Here is an 18023-nt window from a genome sequence, read left to right as displayed (position 1 = left end):
GATGCGCGCCTTGACGGTGCGGTAGCCGCATTCCTATAGTGTGCGCAAGTGGCGGAAAGTGGCATGAAGTGGGTTTTTTGAGCTAAAAACGCTAGAATTTGGAGAAACGCTGTCGTGTTTCGCGGAGCTAATGCAATCAGTCTCGATGCAAAGGGCCGTCTCGCCATGCCGAGCAGGTACCGCGACGAGCTGGTTTCGCGCAGCTCCGGTCAGTTGATCGTCACCATCGATGCCGTTGATCCATGTCTGTGTGTTTATCCCCTCGATGAGTGGGAAATTATTGAAACAAAACTGCGTGCACTGCCTTCGCTTCGCGAAGAGAACCGCCGTCTGCAACGTTTACTGATTGGTAATGCCGTCGATCTCGAACTCGATGGCAGTGGTCGTTTTCTGGTTCCGCCGCGTCTTCGTGAATATGCCAAGTTGGATAAGCGCGCGATGTTGGTAGGCCAACTGAACAAGTTCCAATTGTGGGACGAGGATGCCTGGGATGCGGTTGCTGCCGCTGACCTGGCTGCTATTCAACAACCGGGCGCCATGCCTGATGAACTGCGTGATTTGATCCTGTGACTATTGATAGCGGCTTTAACCACATCACCGTACTGCTTGACGAAGCCGTCGAGGCCCTCGCCGTACGTCCTGATGGCTGCTATCTGGATGGCACGTTCGGGCGCGGCGGGCACAGCCGGTTGATCCTCAGCCAGCTCGGTCCCGATGGCCGGGTGCTCGGGTTCGATAAAGATCCTCAAGCGATTGCCACCGGGCAAGCGCTGGCGGCCGAAGACGGCCGCTTTGTCGTTGTGCAGCGCAGCTTTGCCGAGCTCGGTTCGGAAGTCGCAGAGCGCGGCCTGGCCGGCAAGGTCAGCGGTGTGCTGTTGGACCTTGGCGTGTCCTCGCCACAGCTCGACGACCCTGAGCGCGGCTTCAGTTTCCTCAACGATGGCCCGCTGGACATGCGCATGGACCCGTCCCGCGGGATCAGCGCTGCCGAATTCGTCAACACCGCGCCGGTGGAAGAGATCGCCCGGGTGTTCAAGGAATACGGCGAAGAGCGTTTTTCCGGGCGCATGGCCCGTGCCGTGGCCGAGCGTCGCGACATCAAGCCGTTCGAGCGCACCGCCGATCTGGCTGAAGTGCTGAAAGTCGCGAACCCGGCGTGGGAAAAGGGCAAGAACCCGGCGACCCGTGCGTTCCAGGGATTGCGTATTCACGTCAACAACGAACTGGGCGATCTGGAAGCCGGCCTCGAAGCCGCGCTGGAATGCCTGGAAGTGGGCGGCCGCCTGGTCGTGATCAGCTTCCACTCGCTGGAAGATCGCATCGTCAAACTGTTCATGCGCAAGCTGGTGAAAGGCGAAGCCGACAACCTGCCGCGCAACCTACCGGTACGTCACGTCGCCTTCGAACCGAAAATCAAAGTCCATGGCAAAGCGCAGTCCGCCTCCGAGGCCGAACTCAAAGCCAACCCACGTTCCCGTAGCGCCATCATGCGCGTCGCGGAGAAATTGCGGTGAGCAAGCTTTTCGCCAAGCCACTTCCCGGCGGAAGCTTTTTCATGCTGCTGCTGTTTATCGGCGTGCTCGTGTCTGCCGTCGGTGTGTCCTACAGCGCCCACTGGAACCGTCAGCTGCTGAACTCGCTGTACAACGAGTTGAGCGTGCGCGACAAGGCGCAGGCGGAATGGGGCCGGTTGATTCTCGAACAGAGCACCTGGACCGCCCACAGCCGTATCGAAGTACTGGCAACCGAGCAACTGAAGATGCGCATTCCCGGCGCCGCTGAAGTGCAGATGGTGGCCCCATGATGAAACTCGAAGGCGCGCTCTTTCCCTGGCGTTTCCGCCTGGTGCTGGGCCTGCTCGGCGTCATGGTCGCGGCCATTGCCTGGCGCATCATCGACCTGCAAGTGGTGGACCGTGCCTTCCTCAAGGGCCAGGGCGACGCGCGCAGTGTTCGGCATATCCCGATTCCGGCTCACCGTGGTCTGATCACCGACCGTAACGGCGAGCCCCTGGCCGTGAGTACGCCGGTCACCACCCTGTGGGCCAACGCCAAGGAAATGCAGCAGGCCAAGGAAAAATGGCCGGCATTGGCGGCGGCGCTGGGCCAGAATCCCAAGGCCCTGGCCGAACGTCTCGAGGCCCAGGCCAATAAGGAATTCATCTACCTGGTGCGCGGGCTCACCCCCGAGCAGGGCCAGTCCGTGCTTGATCTGAAAGTGCCGGGCGTCTATGGCATTGAAGAGTTCCGGCGTTTCTACCCGGCCGGTGAAGTCACCGCGCACATGGTCGGCTTTACCGACATCGACGACCACGGTCGAGAAGGGGTCGAGCTGGCCTACGATGAATGGCTGGCCGGCGTACCCGGCAAGCGACAGGTCATCAAGGATCGGCGCGGCCGACTTATCAAGGATGTCCAGGTCACCAAAAACGCCAAGGCCGGTAAGCCCTTGGCGTTGTCCATTGATCTGCGCCTGCAATATCTGGCCAACCGTGAACTGCGAAACGCGATCATCGAGAACGGCGCCAAGGCTGGCAGCCTGGTGATCATGGACGTGAAGACCGGCGAGATCCTCGCCATGGTCAACCAGCCGACCTACAACCCGAACAACCGACGCAACCTGCAACCGGCGATGATGCGTAACCGCGCGATGATCGATGTGTTCGAGCCGGGTTCGACCATGAAAGCCATTTCCATGAGCGCCGCCATCGAAACCGGTCGCTGGAAACCGAGCGATACCGTCGAGGTTTACCCGGGCACGCTGCAGCTGGGCAAATACACCATCCGTGACGTTTCCAAATCCGAAGGTCCGGTCCTCGACCTGACCGGGATCCTGATCAATTCCAGTAACGTCGGCATGAGCAAGGTCGCGTTCGACATCGGCGGCGAAACGATTTTCCGTCTGGCGCAAAAAGTCGGGCTTGGCCAGGACACCGGACTTGGTTTCCCGGGCGAGCGCGTCGGCAACCTGCCGAACTACCGCGAGTGGCGCAAGGCTGAAACCGCCACGCTGTCATACGGCTACGGTATCTCCGTGACCGCGATCCAGTTGGTCCACGCCTTCTCGGCCCTGGCCAACAACGGTCGCCTCGCGCCGCTGACGCTGATCAAAACCGACAAAGTGCCGCAATCCATCGAAGTGCTGCCGGAAGCGGTCGCGAAAACCATGCAGACCATGCTCCAGCAAGTGATCGAAGCCCCGCGCGGTGTGTTCCGGGCGCAAGTGCCGGCGTATCACGTCGGTGGCAAGTCGGGTACCGCACGTAAAACGTCGGTGGGTACCAAAGGTTATGCCGTGAACTCCTACCGTTCGCTGTTTGCCGGCTTCGGTCCGATGAGCGATCCGCGCTACGCGATAGTCGTGGTGATCGATGAGCCGACCAAGGCCGGTTACTACGGTGGTCTGGTCTCTGCACCGGTGTTCAGCAAAGTGATGTCCGGGACCCTGCGCCTGATGAACATCACGCCGGACAACCTGCCACCTGTCCAACAAGTGAACGCAACTCCGGTCGTTCCACTGAAAGCCAATGGAGGGCGCGGCTGATGTCCCTGAGCCTGAACAAGATTTTCGCCCACGCCGGCCGCGATCTGCTGATTCGCGAACTGACCCTGGACAGCCGTAACGTGCGGGCGGGCGATCTGTTTCTCGCCGTTCCTGGCGGCAAGTTCGACGGTCGAGCGCACATTGCCGACGCCTTGCAGCGCGGTGCCGCGGCTGTAGCCTATGAAGTCGAAGGCGCAACCGTGCTGCCGATCACCGACGTGCCGCTGATTCCGGTCAAGGGCCTGGCAGCACAACTGTCGGACATCGCCGGGCGTTTTTACGGTGATCCGAGCCGCCACCTGAATCTGATCGGCGTCACCGGCACCAACGGTAAAACCAGCGTGACGCAGTTGGTCGCGCAAGCGCTGGACTTGCTCGGTCAGCATTGCGGCATCGTCGGCACCTTGGGCTCCGGTTTCCATGGCGCACTGCAGAGTGGCCTGCACACCACGCCGAACCCGATCGCCATGCAGGCGACCCTTGCCGACCTGAAAAAGGCCGGTGCCAAGGCGGTGGCGATGGAAGTGTCTTCCCACGGTCTGGATCAGGGCCGGGTGACGGCGTTGGCGTTCGATGTGGCGGTGATGACCAACCTGTCCCGCGATCATCTGGATTACCACGGCACCATGCAGGCCTACGGCGAAGCCAAGGCCAGGCTGTTTGCCTGGAGCGATCTGAAATGCCGCGTGGTTAACCTCGACGACGATTTCGGCCGGCAACTGGCCCGGGAAAAACGCGAATCGCGGCTGATTACCTACAGTCTGGAGGACTCCAGCGCCTATCTCTATTGCCGTGAAGCGCAGTTCGACGACGAAGGTGTGCGCGCCACACTGGTTACCCCGCAGGGCCAACACCATCTGCGCAGCACCTTGCTCGGCCGTTTCAACCTGAGCAACGTGCTCGCCGCCATTGGCGCCTTGCTCGGCCTGGATTACGCGCTGGACGAAATTCTCAAGGTGCTGCCGAAACTCGAAGGTCCGGCCGGTCGCATGCAGCGTCTCGGCGGTGGTTCCCAGCCGCTGGTGGTGGTCGATTATGCCCACACGCCGGACGCGCTGGAAAAAGTCTTGATGGCCCTGCGTCCACACGCCAAAGGCCGCTTGCTGTGCCTGTTCGGCTGCGGCGGTGATCGCGATCGGGGCAAGCGCCCGCTGATGGCCGAAGTGGTCGAGCGCCTGGCCGACGGCGTGCTGGTGACTGATGACAACCCACGCACGGAAGACCCAGCGGTGATTTTCGACGACATCCGCGCCGGTTTCACGGCTGTGGATAAAGTCACGTTCGTCGCCGGCCGTGGCCAGGCGATTGCCCGGTTGATCGCCGGTGCTTCGGCGGATGACGTGATTGTCCTGGCCGGCAAAGGCCACGAGGACTATCAGGAAATCAACGGCCAGCGTCATACGTTCTCCGATCTGGTCGAGGCCGATCATGCCTTGACCGCGTGGGAGGTGGCTCATGCTTAAGGCTTTGAAACTGAGCGAATTGACCGGCGCGCTGAACGGCCAGCTGCTGGTGGCCGATGCCACGTTCGATGGCGTCAGTATCGACAGTCGCGCCATCAAGCCCGGCCAACTGTTTATTGCCCTCACCGGTCCGCGCTTCGATGGCCATGACTATTTGAACGATGTGGCCAACCTGGGCGCCGCCGGTGCATTGGTCGAGCGTGAAGTCGCCGACAGCGCACTGCCGCAATTGCTGGTCAAGGATACCCGCCAGGCCCTCGGGCAGTTGGGTGCGATGAACCGTGCCGGGTTCACGCGTCCCGTGGCCGCCATCACCGGTTCCAGCGGCAAGACCACGGTCAAGGAAATGCTCGCCAGCATCTTGCGCACGCGCGGTCCGGTACTGGCGACCCGTGGCAATCTGAACAACGACCTTGGCGTGCCGCTGACCCTGCTCGAACTCGCGCCGGAACACACCGCTGCAGTGATTGAGCTTGGCGCTTCGCGGCTCGGTGAAATTGCCTACACCGTCGGCATGACCAAACCGCATGTGGCCGTGCTCAACAACGCCGGGACCGCCCATGTCGGCGAGTTCGGCGGGCCGGAAAAAATCGTTGAAGCCAAGGGCGAGATCATTGAAGGGCTGGATGCCGATGGCGTCGCCGTGCTCAATCTCGACGACAAGGCGTTCGACATCTGGAACACCCGCGCTGCCGGTCGCAAAGTGCTGACGTTCGCCCTGAGCAATGTCGGCGCCAACTTCTACGCCAGCGATCTTGACCGCGACGCTCGCGGTTGCCCGGCCTTCATTCTGCACAGTCCTGAAGGCGAGGAGCGGGTGCAGCTGAACCTGCTCGGCACCCACAACGTCGCCAATGCCCTGGCTGCCGCAGCGGCAGCCCACGCGCTGGGCGTTTCGCTGTCGGGTATCGTCACCGGCCTTGGCGCGGTGCAACCGGTCAAGGGCCGCACTGTGGCGCAACTGGCCAGCAACGGCATGCGCGTGATCGATGATACGTATAACGCGAACCCTACCTCCATGTGCGCCGCCGTTGATATACTGGCCGGCTTTTCCGGCCGCACCGTCCTGGTGCTCGGGGATATCGGCGAGTTGGGCGATTGGGCGGAGCAGGGGCACCGCGATGTAGGCGAATACGCCCGCGGCAAGGTCTGCGCGCTTTACGCTGTCGGGCCATTGATGGCTCACGCCGTGAACGCTTTCGGCGAACAGGCTCGGCACTTCGACACTCAGGCCGAGCTGATCAAGGCCCTCGACGCCGAGCAAGACACAAACACCACCATTTTGATCAAAGGCTCGCGCAGCGCTGCGATGGAAAACATCGTCGCCGCTTTGTGCGGGACCCGTCTGGAGAAACATTAATGCTGCTGCTGCTAGCGGAGTATCTGCAACAGTTCTACAAAGGCTTCGCGGTCTTCCAGTACCTGACCCTGCGCGGGATCCTCGGTGTGCTGACCGCGCTGGTTTTGTCGCTGTGCTATGGCCCGTGGATGATCCGTACCTTGCAGAACCGTCAGATCGGTCAATCCGTTCGCAACGATGGTCCACAATCGCACCTGTCCAAATCCGGCACGCCGACCATGGGTGGTGCGCTGATTCTGTCGTCCATCGGTGTCAGCACCTTGCTTTGGGCTGACCTGAGCAACCGTTATGTCTGGACCGTACTCCTGGTGACATTGCTGTTCGGCGCCATCGGCTGGGTCGACGATTACCGTAAGGTGATCGAGAAGAACTCCCGTGGTTTGCCGAGTCGCTGGAAATACTTCTGGCAATCAGTGTTCGGGCTGGGGGCGGCGATCTTCCTTTATATGACCGCAACAACGCCGGTGGAAACCACCCTGATCTTTCCGATGCTCAAGGACTACAGTATTGCGCTGGGCGCAGGCTTTATCGTCCTGACCTATTTCGTGATTGTCGGCTCGAGCAACGCGGTCAACCTGACGGACGGCCTCGACGGCCTGGCGATCATGCCGACCGTGATGGTGGGCGGCGGCCTGGGGATCTTCTGCTACTTGTCGGGTAACGTGAAGTTCGCCGAATACCTGCTGATCCCTTATGTGCCGGGCGCCGGTGAACTGATTGTGTTCTGCGGCGCACTGATCGGTGCGGGCCTGGGCTTCCTGTGGTTCAACACCTATCCCGCGCAAGTTTTCATGGGGGACGTCGGCGCGCTGGCGCTGGGCGCGGCCCTGGGCACCATCGCGGTGATCGTCCGCCAGGAAATCGTCCTGTTCATCATGGGCGGTGTGTTCGTGATGGAAACCCTGTCAGTCGTCATCCAGGTTGCTTCCTTCAAGCTGACCGGTCGCCGTGTGTTCCGCATGGCACCGATTCACCACCACTTTGAACTCAAGGGCTGGCCCGAGCCACGCGTGATCGTCCGTTTCTGGATCATCACCGTGATTCTGGTATTGGTCGGCCTTGCCACCCTGAAGCTGAGGTAGAACGAGTGTCTCTAATCGCTTCTGACCACTTCCGCATCGTTGTCGGCCTCGGCAAGAGCGGCATGTCCCTGGTTCGCTTCCTGGCGAACCGGGGCACGTCGTTTGCTGTCGCCGATACGCGGGAAAATCCACCGGAACTGGCCACGCTCAAGCGTGACTATCCGCACGTGGAAGTGCGTTGTGGCGAGCTGGACGTCGAATTCCTGTGCCGCGCCGATGAACTCTACGTGAGCCCCGGCCTGGCACTGGCGACCCCGGCCCTGCAGGCTGCCGCCGCCCGTGGCGTGAAATTGTCCGGCGATATCGAGCTGTTCGCGCGTAACGCGAAGGCGCCGATTGTCGCCATCAGCGGTTCCAACGCGAAAAGCACCGTCACCACCCTGGTTGGCGAGATGGCGGTTGCGGCGGGCAAGCGTGTTGCGGTCGGGGGCAACCTGGGCACGCCGGCGCTGGACCTGCTCAGCGACGATGTCGAGCTGTACGTGATGGAACTGTCGAGTTTCCAGCTTGAGACCACCGATAGCCTTGGCGCTGAAGTGGCGACTGTGCTCAATGTCAGCGAAGACCACATGGACCGCTACAGCGGACTACCGGCCTATCATCTGGCCAAACACCGGATTTTCCGTGGCGCCAGACAGTTTGTCGTCAACCGCCAGGATGCCCTGAGCCGTCCATTGATGGGTGAGGGCCAGCCTTGCTGGACCTTCGGCTTGAGCAAGCCCGATTTCAAGGCCTTTGGCATTCGCGAAGAAGATGGCGAGAAGTACCTGGCCTTCGAATTCCAGAACCTGATGCCGGTGCGCGAGTTGAAAATTCGCGGCGCCCATAACCAGTCCAACGCCCTGGCGGCATTGGCGCTGGGCCATGCCGTGGGCCTGCCGTTCGACGCCATGCTCGCAAGCCTGCGTACTTTCGCCGGGCTTGAACATCGCTGCCAATGGGTCCGCGACCTGGATGGCGTGAGCTACTACAACGATTCCAAAGCCACCAATGTCGGCGCCGCACTGGCCGCCATCGAGGGTCTGGGCGCGGACATCGACGGCAAACTGGTGCTTATCGCCGGTGGCGACGGCAAGGGTGCCGAATTTAAGGATCTGCGCGATCCGGTCGCGGTCAACTGCCGTGCCGTGGTGCTGATGGGCCGCGACTCCGGGCTGATCGGCCAGGCCATCGGTAACGCCGTACCGCTGTTTCGCGTCAATTCGCTGGACGAAGCCGTCGCGCAATGCCGCGCCATCGCCGAAAAGGGCGACGCGGTGCTGCTGTCGCCGGCCTGCGCCAGTTTCGACATGTTCAAGAACTACGAAGATCGCGGGCACCAGTTTGTCCGCGCCGTGGAGGACTTGACATGAGCCTGCGCAACATCATCAAGCCGTACCCGTCGCCGATCATTACCGGGCGCGGTATCGACCTCGATTTCCCGATGCTGGCGGGCTGTCTGGCGCTGTTGGGCCTGGGCCTGGTGATGATCACCTCCGCTTCGTCGGAAGTGGCTGCCGTGCAGTCGGGCAACACCCTGTACCACATGATTCGGCACCTGATTTACCTGGTCCTTGGCCTGGGTGCATGCATCGTCACCATGATGATTCCGATTGCCACTTGGCAACGCCTCGGCTGGTTGATGCTGCTCGGTGCCTTCGGTTTGCTGGTGATGGTTATCATCCCGGGGATCGGCCGTGAGGTGAACGGTTCGATGCGCTGGATCGGTTTCAGCTTCTTCAACGTGCAGCCATCGGAAATCGCCAAGGTATTTGTCGTCATTTACCTCGCCGGTTACCTCGTGCGGCGCCAGAAAGAAGTGCGCGAAAGCTGGATGGGTTTCTTCAAGCCCTTCATCGTACTGCTGCCAATGGCCGGTCTGCTGCTGATGGAGCCGGACTTCGGCGCCACCGTCGTGATGATGGGCGCGGCAGCCGCGATGCTGTTCCTCGGCGGCGTCGGCCTGTTCCGCTTCACCTTGATGGTGGCGTTGGCAGTCGGGGCGGTGACCGTCCTGGTGCAGGCACAACCCTACCGGATGGCGCGTCTGATTACCTTCACCGACCCCTGGGCCGACCAATTCGGTTCCGGCTACCAGCTGACCCAGGCGCTGATTGCCTTCGGTCGTGGCGAGTGGCTGGGCGTTGGCCTGGGCAACAGCGTGCAGAAGCAGTTCTACCTGCCCGAAGCCCACACTGACTTCGTGTTCTCGGTCCTGGCCGAAGAGCTCGGGATGGTGGGCTCCCTGTGCACCGTCGCCCTGTTCGTGTTCGTGTGTGTACGCGGCATGTACATCGGGTTGTGGGCGGAAAAAGCCAAGCAGTATTTCGCGGCGTACGTGGCGTACGGCCTGTCGTTCCTGTGGATCGGTCAGTTCCTGATCAATATCGGGGTGAACGTCGGCCTGCTGCCGACCAAAGGCCTGACCCTGCCTTTCCTCAGTTATGGCGGTAGTTCGTTGGTGATCTGCTGTGCCTGTCTCGGTTTGTTGCTGCGCATCGAGTGGGAGAGTCGAACCCACCTGGGCAGTGAAGAGATGGAGTTCCAGGAGAGCGACTTCGCCGAGGAGCCGACCCATGGCCGCTAACGTCTTGATCATGGCGGGCGGCACCGGTGGCCACGTGTTCCCGGCGCTGGCCTGTGCCCGCGAATTCCAGGCCCGTGGTTACACAGTGCACTGGCTCGGGACCCCGCGCGGCATCGAGAACGAGCTGGTGCCGATGGCCGGTATCGAGCTGCACCGGATCGACGCCAGCGGTCTGCGGGGCAAGGGCAAGTTGTCCATGCTCAAGGCACCGTTCATGTTGCTCAAATCGGTCTGGCAGGCGCGGACCATCATGCGGCGCCTGCAGCCAGTCTGTGTCGTCGGTTTTGGTGGTTATGTGACCGGTCCTGGTGGGGTCGCGGCCAAACTGGCCGGCGTGCCGGTGATCGTTCACGAGCAGAACGCCGTGGCCGGTACCGCCAATCGGTTGCTGGTGCCGTTGGCCGCCCGAGTCTGTGAAGCGTTCCCCGACACCTTTACCCTGTCGGGCAGCCGTCGGACCACCGGTAACCCGGTGCGCACCGAGCTGTTCCTCGATACACCGCGACCAGCCCTGGCCGGTCGCAAGGCGCGTTTGCTGATCCTGGGTGGAAGCCTGGGCGCAGAACCGTTGAACAAATTGCTGCCTGAAGCCCTGTCGCAAGTCGCTCCCGACCTGCGTCCGGAAGTGTTTCATCAGTCCGGCAAAAAACACGATGAAGTGACTGCAGAGCGCTATCGCGCGGCTGGCGTCGAGGCGCAGGTGCAGCCTTTCATCAAAGACATGGCCCAAGCCTATGGCTGGGCCGACCTGGTGGTATGCCGCGCAGGCGCGTTGACCATCAGTGAACTGGCCGCCGCCGGTCTGCCCTCGATGCTGGTGCCTTTGCCCCACGCGATCGACGATCACCAGACCCGCAACGCCGACTATTTGGCCCGTGAAGGCGCAGCCTTCCTGATGCCGCAAAGAACGACTGGCGCAGCGGATCTTGCCGCACGCCTGACAGAGGTCCTGATGCAACCACAACGACTCGCCGACATGGCTACCGCCGCCCGCCGCCTGGCCAAACCCGATGCCACCCGTAACGTGGTCGATACCTGTCTGGAGGTGGCCCATGGTTGATAATAAGAAAGCCATGCCGCATCCGGAAATGCGCCGCATCCGTCGCATCCACTTCGTCGGCATCGGCGGCGTGGGCATGTGCGGCATCGCCGAAGTGTTACTGAACCTGGGCTATGAAGTGTCCGGTTCGGACCTTAAGGCTTCGCCGGTGACCGAACGTCTCGAGTCCTTCGGCGCCCAGATCTTTATCGGTCACCGTGCCGAGAACGCCGCGACCGCCGATGTGCTGGTCACCTCCAGTGCCGTGAACACCTCCAACCCGGAAGTGGCCACCGCCCTGGAACGCCGGATTCCGGTGGTGCCGCGGGCAGAAATGCTCGCCGAGTTGATGCGTTATCGCCACGGTATCGCCGTTGCCGGTACCCACGGCAAAACCACCACCACCAGCCTGATCGCTTCGGTGTTCGCCGCCGGTGGCCTGGACCCGACATTTGTCATCGGTGGTCGTCTGAATGCAGCGGGCACCAATGCCCAGCTCGGCAGCAGTCGCTACCTGATTGCCGAAGCCGATGAAAGCGACGCCAGTTTCCTGCACTTGCAGCCGCTGGTGGCCGTGGTCACCAACATCGACGCCGATCACATGGCGACCTACGACGGTGACTTCAACAAGCTGAAGAAAACCTTCGTCGAGTTCCTGCACAATCTGCCTTTCTACGGCCTGGCCGTGGTGTGCCTGGACGATCCGGTGGTGCGTGAAATCCTGCCCCTGGTGAAACGCCCGACGGTCACGTACGGCTTCGACGATGACGCCGATGTGCGCGCGATCAATGTCCGCCAGCAAGGCATGCAGACCTTCTTCACCGTGCTGCGTCCCGACCGTGAGCCGCTGGATGTCTCGGTGAACATGCCGGGCAACCACAACGTGCTGAATTCGCTGGCCACCATTTGCATCGCCACTGACGAGGGCGTCAGCGATGAAGCCATCGTCCAGGGGCTGTCCGGGTTCCAGGGTGTCGGCCGACGCTTCCAGGTCTACGGCGAACTGCCGGTAGAAGGCGGCAACGTGATGCTGGTCGACGACTACGGTCACCACCCGACTGAAGTTGCCGCGGTCATCAAGGCCGTGCGCGGCGGTTGGCCGGAGCGCCGCCTGGTGATGGTGTACCAGCCGCACCGTTACAGCCGCACCCGCGACCTGTACGACGATTTCGTCAATGTATTGGCCGATGCCAACGTCCTGCTGCTGATGGAAGTCTATCCGGCCGGCGAAGAGCCGATCCCCGGGGCCGACAGCCGCAAGCTGTGCAACAGCATCCGCCAGCGCGGTCAACTCGATCCGATCTACATCGAGCGTGGCGTCGATCTCGCGCCGCTGGTCAAGCCGCTGCTGCGTGCCGGCGACATCCTGCTGTGCCAGGGTGCCGGTGATATCGGTGGCCTCGCCCCGAAATTGTTGAAGAGTCCGTTGTTCGCTGGCGCCGTTGCCGCGCCGAGCGTGGGGAAGTTGAAATGACTGCTGCTTACGCCAACCTCGTCTCCACTGTCGCGCCGAAAGACTTCGGCCGGGTCGCCGTGTTGTTCGGTGGCAAAAGTGCCGAGCGCGAGGTGTCCCTGAAGTCGGGTAACGCAGTGCTCGATGCGCTGCTGAGCGCCGGTGTGGACGCGTTCGGGCTCGATGTCGGCGATGATCTGCTGCAGCGCCTGCTGAACGAAAAAATCGACCGCGCCTTCATCATCCTCCACGGTCGTGGCGGTGAAGACGGCAGCATGCAAGGCCTGCTCGAGTGCCTGGGCATTCCGTACACCGGCAGCGGCATCCTGGCCTCGGCCCTGGCCATGGACAAGCTGCGCACCAAACAGGTCTGGCACAGCCTGGGCATTCCGACGCCACGTCACGCGGTACTGAGCAGCGAGGCCGATTGTATTTCGGCAGCGACGGAACTGGGCTTCCCTTTGATCGTCAAACCGGCCCATGAAGGTTCAAGTATCGGGATGGCCAAAGTGACCTCCGCGCCTGGGTTGATCGACGCCTGGAAAGCGGCCAGTACCTACGATTCCCAAGTGTTGGTCGAGCAATGGATTCAAGGTCCGGAGTTCACCATCGCCACCCTGCGTGACCAGGTGTTGCCACCGATTGCCCTGGGCACGACGCACAGTTTCTACGACTACGACGCCAAGTACGTGGCCTCCGATACCCAGTACCGGATCCCGTGCGGCCTGGACAGCGACAAAGAAAAAGAACTGATGGACCTTACGGCGAAAGCCTGTGAGGCGCTGGGTATCGCCGGTTGGGGCAGGGCAGACGTGATGCAGGACGCCGACGGGCAGTTCTGGTTCCTGGAAGTCAATACCGCACCGGGCATGACCGATCACAGTCTGGTGCCGATGGCGGCCCGTGCTGCCGGTCTGGATTTCCAGCAACTGGTCCTGGCCATTTTGGCCGCCAGCGTTGCCAGTAACGAAGAGCCGCGAGGTTAAGACCATGCAAGGCGCACAGCTGAGACATCAGCCCCCCGCACCGACCGGCCGCAAGCCGGTGCCGCGCGGTGCCAGCCGAATGGTGGCTAAAGAGCCGATGTCCGCGCGCCTGCCGAAAGCCAATTTTGGTTTTCTCAAGAGCCTGTTCTGGCCAGTGCTGCTGGTCGCACTGGGTTTCGGCACCTACGAAGGCGCGCAGCGTTTGCTGCCCTACGCCGACCGGCCGATTACCAAAATCGCCGTGCAGGGCGACTTGAGTTACATCAGCCAGCAAGCGGTGCAGCAGCGGATAGCGCCTTTCGTGGCGTCGAGCTTCTTCACCATCGACCTGGCGGGCATGCGCACCGAGCTGGAACAGATGCCATGGATTGCCCACGCCGAAGTGCGCAGGGTGTGGCCGGATCAAGTGGTGATCCGCCTGGAAGAACAACTGCCGGTGGCCCGTTGGGGCGATGAATCGCTGTTGAACAACCAGGGGCAGGCGTTCACCCCGCGTGAACTGGCGAACTACGAACACTTGCCACAGCTGTTCGGCCCACAACGGGCTCAACAGAAAGTGATGCAGCAATACCAGGTGCTGAGCCAGATGCTCAGGCCATTGGGCTTCTCGATTGCACGGCTGGAGTTGCGTGATCGAGGCAGCTGGTTCCTGACCACCGGCGCAGGCAGCGCGGGTCCGGGGATCGAACTGCTGCTGGGACGCGGCAACCAGGTGGAAAAGATGCGCCGTTTCATTGCCATCTATGACAAGACGCTCAAAGAACAGATTACGAACATTGCGCGCATCGATCTGCGCTACGCCAACGGCCTCGCTGTTGGCTGGCGGGAACCTGTAGCGCCCACGACGGCCCAACCCGCTGTCGCGAAGAATTAAGAAGAGGCAGGACCCATGGCAAACGTGCAAAGCGGCAAAATGATCGTCGGTCTCGATATCGGCACCTCCAAGGTGGTGGCGCTGGTCGGCGAGGTCTCGGACGACGGCACGCTGGAAATCGTCGGGATCGGTACCCATCCGTCCCGTGGCCTGAAGAAAGGCGTGGTGGTGAACATCGAGTCCACCGTGCAGTCGATCCAGCGCGCGATCGAGGAAGCGCAGCTGATGGCCGGTTGCCGGATCCACTCGGCGTTCGTCGGCGTGGCGGGCAATCACATCCGCAGCCTGAACTCCCACGGCATCGTGGCGATTCGGGATCGTGAAGTCAGTTCCGCCGACCTTGAGCGCGTGCTGGACGCCGCCCAGGCCGTGGCGATTCCGGCTGACCAGCGCGTGCTGCACACCCTGCCGCAGGATTACGTGATCGATAACCAGGAAGGCGTGCGTGAGCCGCTGGGCATGTCGGGCGTACGCCTGGAAGCCAAGGTCCACGTGGTCACCTGCGCCGTCAATGCCGCACAGAACATTGAAAAGTGCGTGCGTCGCTGCGGCCTGGAAATCGACGACATCATTCTCGAGCAGCTGGCGTCTGCGTATTCGGTCCTGACCGACGACGAGAAAGAGCTGGGCGTATGCCTGGTGGACATCGGCGGCGGCACCACCGACATCGCGATCTTCACCGAAGGCGCGATCCGTCACACCGCGGTGATCCCGATCGCGGGCGACCAGGTGACCAACGACATCGCCATGGCGTTGCGCACCCCGACCCAGTACGCCGAAGAAATCAAGATTCGCTACGCCTGCGCCCTGGCCAAACTGGCCGGTGCCGGTGAAACCATCAAGGTGCCAAGTGTCGGCGACCGTCCGCCGCGCGAGCTGTCCCGCCAGGCCCTGGCCGAAGTGGTCGAGCCGCGTTACGACGAACTGTTCACGCTGATCCAGGCCGAACTGCGTCGCAGCGGCTACGAAGACCTGATCCCGGCCGGCATCGTGCTGACCGGCGGTACGTCGAAGATGGAAGGCGCGGTCGAACTGGCCGAAGAGATCTTCCACATGCCGGTCCGCCTGGGCGTGCCCCATGGCGTCAAGGGTCTGGATGACGTGGTCCGCAACCCGATTTATTCCACTGGCGTTGGCCTGTTGATGTACGGCCTGCAGAAGCAGTCCGACGGGATTTCGTTCTCGGGCATCAGCAGCCGCGACAGCTACAGCAATGAAGAACCGAAAGTCGCCCTGCTCGATCGCTTCAAGAGCTGGGTACAAGGCAACTTCTGAAGATTTACCGCAGCACCGTTGTAGATACAGGCAGTAGGCGAAAAAACTAGAGAACGTAAAGGAGAGGGAAAATGTTCGAACTCGTAGACAACATCCCCGCAAGCCCGGTTATTAAAGTTATCGGTGTTGGCGGAGGCGGCGGCAACGCCGTCAACCACATGGTCAAGAGCAACATTGAAGGCGTTGAATTCATCTGCGCCAACACTGATGCCCAGGCGCTCAAGAGCATTGGCGCACGGACCATCCTGCAACTGGGCACCGGCGTGACCAAAGGTCTCGGCGCTGGCGCCAACCCTGAAGTAGGTCGTCAGGCCGCTCTCGAAGACCGTGAGCGCATCGCCGAAGTCCTGCAAGGCACCAACATGGTGTTCATCACCACCGGCATGGGCGGCGGTACCGGTACCGGTGCTGCACCGATCATTGCTGAAGTGGCCAAGGAAATGGGGATCCTCACCGTTGCGGTGGTGACCCGTCCGTTCCCGTTCGAAGGCCGCAAGCGCATGCAGATCGCCGACGAAGGTATCCGTCTGCTGTCTGAAAGCGTCGACTCGTTGATCACCATTCCCAACGAGAAGCTGCTGACCATCCTTGGCAAGGACGCAAGCTTGCTGTCCGCATTCGCCAAGGCCGACGATGTATTGGCCGGTGCCGTTCGCGGTATCTCCGACATCATCAAGCGCCCGGGCATGATCAACGTCGACTTTGCCGACGTACGGACCGTGATGAGCGAAATGGGCATGGCGATGATGGGCACTGGCTGCGCCAGCGGTCCGAACCGTGCACGCGAGGCCACCGAAGCGGCCATTCGCAACCCGCTGCTGGAAGACGTGAACCTGCAAGGTGCACGCGGCATCCTGGTGAATATCACCGCCGGTCCTGACCTGTCCCTGGGTGAGTACTCCGACGTGGGTAGCATCATCGAAGCCTTCGCTTCCGAACACGCGATGGTCAAGGTCGGTACCGTTATCGATCCGGACATGCGCGACGAGCTGCACGTGACTGTGGTTGCCACAGGTCTGGGCGCGAAAATCGAGAAGCCTATGAAGGTCATCGACAATACCGTCCACACATCCATGGCCTCCCAGCCGCAACAACAAGCCCCTGCACGCCAGGAAGCGCCTGCGGTAAACTACCGTGATCTGGACCGTCCGACCGTCATGCGCAACCAGGCTCAGGCCGGTGCTGCGGCTGCCGCGAAGATGAATCCGCAAGACGACTTGGACTACCTGGACATTCCGGCTTTCCTGCGTCGTCAGGCCGATTGATGGAATGTATCAGGGCTATGAAGGTGATTGGTGTTCAGCAAAGGCGTGGTCTGCTATTATCGCCAGCCTTTGTTGATACCAGTTCGCAATTTGCGCTGAAGCGGCCCAAGCCATGATTAAACAACGCACACTGAAAAATATTATCCGTGCCACAGGTGTAGGCCTGCACTCCGGGGAGAAGGTATACCTGACCCTCAAGCCAGCGCCTGTCGATACCGGCATTGTGTTTTGTCGTGCCGACCTCGACCCTGTGGTGCAGATTCCTGCACGCGCGGAAAACGTTGGTGAAACCACGATGTCGACCACGTTGGTCAGTGGTGACACCAAGGTGGATACGGTGGAGCACTTGCTCTCGGCCATGGCTGGCCTGGGCATCGATAACGCCTACGTCGAGCTCTCCGCGTCCGAAGTTCCGATCATGGATGGTAGCGCTGGACCTTTCGTATTCCTGATTCAGTCGGCCGGCCTGGAAGAACAGGACGCCGCCAAGAAATTCATTCGGATCCTGCGGGAAGTGACAGTGGAAGACGGCGACAAGCGCGCCACTTTCGTCCCTTTCGAAGGCTTCAAGGTGAGTTTCGAGATCGATTTCGATCACCCGGTTTTCCGTGACCGCACACAAAGTGCAAGCGTGGATTTTTCCAGCACTTCGTTCGTAAAAGAAGTCAGCCGCGCCCGTACCTTTGGTTTCATGAGTGACATCGAGTATCTGCGCAAGCACAACCTCGCACTCGGCGGCAGCGTCGAAAACGCTATTGTGGTCGACGCGGATGGTGTACTGAACGAAGACGGCCTTCGTTATGAAGACGAATTCGTGAAGCACAAGATCCTCGATGCAATTGGTGACCTCTACCTGTTGGGCAATAGCCTGATTGGTGAGTTCAAGGGCTTCAAGTCCGGGCATGCTTTGAACAACCAGCTGCTGCGCAAGTTGATTGAGCAGACAGATGCCTGGGAAGTCGTGACTTTCGAAGACGCCAGTACTGCACCGATCTCTTACATGCGCCCTGTTGCGGCGGTGTAAGCAAAAAACCTCTCTAGTTTTTCAAGGCTGCCTTCGGGTGGCCTTTTTTTATGCCTGTTTTTTGCGGTGTTCGGGCAAGTCGGCACAACATCA

The 18023-nt window shown here is 61.3% G+C and carries 16 protein-coding genes; all 16 read left to right on the top strand.

The window, feature by feature from the left end; translation table 11 throughout:
- Positions 1 to 114 precede the first annotated feature (114 nt).
- The 16 genes from mraZ (at position 115) to lpxC (ending at position 17930) form a co-directional block, all read left to right on the top strand.
- On the top strand, positions 115 to 570 hold the full coding sequence (gene mraZ, locus ACA041_RS26980; protein ID WP_338582920.1) for a division/cell wall cluster transcriptional repressor MraZ: 456 nt from the start codon (positions 115 to 117) through the stop codon (positions 568 to 570).
- Positions 567 to 1514 (top strand): 16S rRNA (cytosine(1402)-N(4))-methyltransferase RsmH, encoded by a 948-nt coding sequence (rsmH, locus tag ACA041_RS26975; RefSeq protein WP_497438605.1) that lies wholly within the window; start codon positions 567 to 569, stop codon positions 1512 to 1514. Before mraZ ends, rsmH begins: the two co-directional genes overlap by 4 nt.
- On the top strand, positions 1511 to 1804 hold the full coding sequence (gene ftsL / locus ACA041_RS26970; protein WP_137803789.1) for a cell division protein FtsL: 294 nt from the start codon (positions 1511 to 1513) through the stop codon (positions 1802 to 1804). The genes rsmH and ftsL overlap by 4 nt, the downstream gene beginning before the upstream one ends.
- Positions 1804 to 3543, top strand: coding sequence for a peptidoglycan D,D-transpeptidase FtsI family protein (locus ACA041_RS26965; protein WP_497442180.1), 1740 nt, complete (start codon positions 1804 to 1806; stop codon positions 3541 to 3543). The genes ftsL and ACA041_RS26965 overlap by 1 nt, the downstream gene beginning before the upstream one ends.
- Positions 3543 to 5006: a UDP-N-acetylmuramoyl-L-alanyl-D-glutamate--2,6-diaminopimelate ligase gene (locus ACA041_RS26960; protein ID WP_497438604.1), complete on the top strand. Its 1464-nt coding sequence runs from the start codon at positions 3543 to 3545 to the stop codon at positions 5004 to 5006. The genes ACA041_RS26965 and ACA041_RS26960 overlap by 1 nt, the downstream gene beginning before the upstream one ends.
- The gene (locus tag ACA041_RS26955; RefSeq protein ID WP_497438603.1) at positions 4999 to 6366 is read left to right on the top strand and encodes a UDP-N-acetylmuramoyl-tripeptide--D-alanyl-D-alanine ligase; all 1368 of its coding nucleotides are present in this window, start codon (positions 4999 to 5001) and stop codon (positions 6364 to 6366) included. Before ACA041_RS26960 ends, ACA041_RS26955 begins: the two co-directional genes overlap by 8 nt.
- A complete protein-coding gene (gene mraY, locus ACA041_RS26950; RefSeq protein WP_497438602.1) occupies positions 6366 to 7448 on the top strand; it encodes a phospho-N-acetylmuramoyl-pentapeptide-transferase in 1083 nt (360 codons plus the stop codon). Before ACA041_RS26955 ends, mraY begins: the two co-directional genes overlap by 1 nt.
- A 5-nt stretch (positions 7449 to 7453) precedes the next feature.
- A complete protein-coding gene (gene murD, locus ACA041_RS26945) occupies positions 7454 to 8800 on the top strand; it encodes a UDP-N-acetylmuramoyl-L-alanine--D-glutamate ligase (RefSeq protein WP_497438601.1) in 1347 nt (448 codons plus the stop codon).
- Positions 8797 to 10014, top strand: coding sequence for a putative lipid II flippase FtsW (gene ftsW, locus ACA041_RS26940; protein WP_497438600.1), 1218 nt, complete (start codon positions 8797 to 8799; stop codon positions 10012 to 10014). Before murD ends, ftsW begins: the two co-directional genes overlap by 4 nt.
- Positions 10004 to 11074, top strand: coding sequence for an undecaprenyldiphospho-muramoylpentapeptide beta-N-acetylglucosaminyltransferase (murG, locus tag ACA041_RS26935; RefSeq protein ID WP_497438599.1), 1071 nt, complete (start codon positions 10004 to 10006; stop codon positions 11072 to 11074). The genes ftsW and murG overlap by 11 nt, the downstream gene beginning before the upstream one ends.
- Positions 11067 to 12527: a UDP-N-acetylmuramate--L-alanine ligase gene (gene murC / locus ACA041_RS26930; RefSeq protein WP_497438598.1), complete on the top strand. Its 1461-nt coding sequence runs from the start codon at positions 11067 to 11069 to the stop codon at positions 12525 to 12527. The genes murG and murC overlap by 8 nt, the downstream gene beginning before the upstream one ends.
- The gene (locus ACA041_RS26925; protein ID WP_497438597.1) at positions 12524 to 13492 is read left to right on the top strand and encodes a D-alanine--D-alanine ligase; all 969 of its coding nucleotides are present in this window, start codon (positions 12524 to 12526) and stop codon (positions 13490 to 13492) included. The genes murC and ACA041_RS26925 overlap by 4 nt, the downstream gene beginning before the upstream one ends.
- Before the next feature lie 4 nt (positions 13493 to 13496).
- Positions 13497 to 14366: a cell division protein FtsQ/DivIB gene (locus ACA041_RS26920; RefSeq protein ID WP_497438596.1), complete on the top strand. Its 870-nt coding sequence runs from the start codon at positions 13497 to 13499 to the stop codon at positions 14364 to 14366.
- 15 nt (positions 14367 to 14381) lie between these two features.
- On the top strand, positions 14382 to 15641 hold the full coding sequence (ftsA, locus tag ACA041_RS26915) for a cell division protein FtsA (RefSeq protein ID WP_033061341.1): 1260 nt from the start codon (positions 14382 to 14384) through the stop codon (positions 15639 to 15641).
- Between the two features lie 71 nt (positions 15642 to 15712).
- A complete protein-coding gene (gene ftsZ, locus ACA041_RS26910; RefSeq protein WP_497438595.1) occupies positions 15713 to 16906 on the top strand; it encodes a cell division protein FtsZ in 1194 nt (397 codons plus the stop codon).
- Between the two features lie 112 nt (positions 16907 to 17018).
- A complete protein-coding gene (lpxC, locus tag ACA041_RS26905) occupies positions 17019 to 17930 on the top strand; it encodes a UDP-3-O-acyl-N-acetylglucosamine deacetylase (protein WP_064675983.1) in 912 nt (303 codons plus the stop codon).
- Positions 17931 to 18023 lie beyond the last annotated feature (93 nt).

This window comes from Pseudomonas sp. LBUM1676, from assembly GCF_059695605.1.
Note: the sequence above shows the minus strand (reverse complement) of the source record. Positions and strands in the feature narration are given on the sequence as shown.